We start from the raw sequence: 1,986 nt of genomic DNA, 5'->3' as shown, positions 1-1,986 counted from the left end.
GGGCGTTCTCATCGGCCCCGCAGCTATTGGCTTCGTGGCCCATGCAATCAATCTGCCGGCGGCGTTCTTGATCCTGGCTGTGCTGTTGATCGGCGTTGCCGCAGGGGGCCAGCGGCTGAGGGTCTAGGCCAGGCCACCGGCTCCACTCGGAACCCGCGTCGCCCAATAGATCCGAGAGTGCGTCGCGCGCTCGGCAGTCAGCCGTTGCGGGGCTGCGCGCCTGATTAGAAATATCACCGGTCCGGTCGGTATAGTGAGCCCGACATGGCAACCCTCCCGGTACAATAGGCCCACCGTCCATCGCATAACAACACGCGATGACAAAGCTTCTCGCGTAATGACGAACAAGGTGCATGCGCCTCTGGCGGTCGGTCTCCGACGGCGTGCCCAGGTCTCGCTGGCAGGTTTCCGCAGCAGCGATGCACGGTTAGCGATCGCTGCTGCATCATCAGTCCAACTAACGCGCACCGATCTCCTACTTTCGACGCCGCGGACTCGTGGCGCTCAGAAGCGTATGCACCGACGATACCATGATGTCGGGAATCTCCGAACCGCCGAGCACCTCGAATCCGACCGCTATTAGCGTCAGTGATCAAAGCGATGTTCCGATTCAGGCTCAAGCGCTTCCGTCACCAACGATGCATCTGCTTCATACTATAGAAGAGATAGGACAAGGTCGATTTGTGAAGCCGTATTGTAGAGGTGAAGTGCGACGCGGAGTCGCCCATTACGGGTCGCGGCGACCACTCCTTTACGTCTCAGGCGGTCCTCTAAAGTCAAGTCACTAGTAGCGATGGAGAAAATCGTTGAATCCCGCTGCGCACCGTGATCGAGAGCCTCTACACTAGCACTGCGCAGACCGTTCCTCATCTGACGTGCCAACTCCAAATTGTTGGCGGCCACGCTTCTGAAGCCAATCCCGCGGAGGGCAAGCAAGCCTTCGAGCGTCGCCGGCGCGATCATCCATGCAAGCGACTGATCAAAGCGTGAGGCTGTTACGGAAAGGTCCATGCTGGGGCCATAGAAGGCGTTCATCGGATCGGCAGCTGCCTTCCAACCTGGTCCAACCGGAGTCATCACGTCGCGAAGATAAGGTGCAAAGTAGCCGAACCCCATTCCTCTGGCACCGAGTAGAAACTTATGCGCTGGTGCGGCGAGCGCGTCGATCTGCAACTCCTGGACGTCAAGAGCTAACGCGCCGCACATCTGCGCACCGTCTACGTAAAGCAAGGCGCCGGAATGACTAGCGACTTCACGCAAAGCGGCTATGTCCACCCTATAGCCGGAGGCGGACTGAACCGCAGAGACCGCGATCAGGCGGGTGTGCTCATCCGCCGCTACCGCAAACTGATCCGCCTTGACAGCTCCATTTTGGAATGGAAGCAACCGGATCTCGAAGCCCTTTGACCTCAATTGCAGAAACGGGAAAAGTGCAGACGTATATTCTTGAGCCCCTATGACGATGTTGCCACGTCTAGGGGAATCGCTCAGGTGAGCCGCTACCTGGCCCGCCACTGCGCTTGCTGAAGGGATGAGGGACACGCAATCGACCCGCGCACTGATCAACTCGGCAAAAAGGCACCGAGCCTCTTCTCCGGCACGTTCGGCAGCAACAAAGTCGAAACGGCCTTCCGCCCAGGCTCCTGCCGCGTCGACTAACGCTTTTCGCGAAGCTCGGCAAGCGACCCCGATGGATGCTGTATTCATATAGATTGAATCGCCAAGATCCGGAAACAATGAATCGATGCTAGACGCTGTCATAGCGGATCCCCTTTATACTTTACCGGCTACGCTAGTGTGCACAGCTCCTGCGACCCGAGTACGTTCATGAGACTCTTGACTTAAGAGGTTTACCCCGTGTTGGCGGGGACGTCCATTCCAGCAAGGCCATCCATTCAGCTACAGAGCACGCAGGTGATGCCCGGAGATCAGCTGTCCCGAACCCTTTCCAAAACCTCCGACGGTTCGGTCGCTACCGGTCAACAA

Annotated in this window: 1 protein-coding gene; it reads right to left on the bottom strand. The window is 58.2% G+C overall.

Going from position 1 to position 1,986, the window contains the following annotated elements:
• Nucleotides 1-654: 654 nt before the first annotated feature.
• Nucleotides 655-1,761: an aminotransferase class V-fold PLP-dependent enzyme gene (locus GSQ92_RS28155; RefSeq protein WP_159014711.1), complete on the bottom strand. Its 1,107-nt coding sequence runs from the start codon at nucleotides 1,759-1,761 to the stop codon at nucleotides 655-657.
• Nucleotides 1,762-1,986: the final 225 nt, after the last annotated feature.

The sequence above is a fragment of the Acidisoma sp. S159 genome (assembly GCF_009766125.1).
Lineage (GTDB): Bacteria > Pseudomonadota > Alphaproteobacteria > Acetobacterales > Acetobacteraceae > Acidisoma.
Note: the sequence above shows the minus strand (reverse complement) of the source record. Positions and strands in the feature narration are given on the sequence as shown.

Excerpts from the sequence above, each read along its gene's own strand:
- GSQ92_RS28155 (WP_159014711.1), bottom strand. The coding sequence starts at position 1,761 with ATGACAGCGTCTAGCATCGATTCATTGTTTCCGGATCTTGGCGATTCA.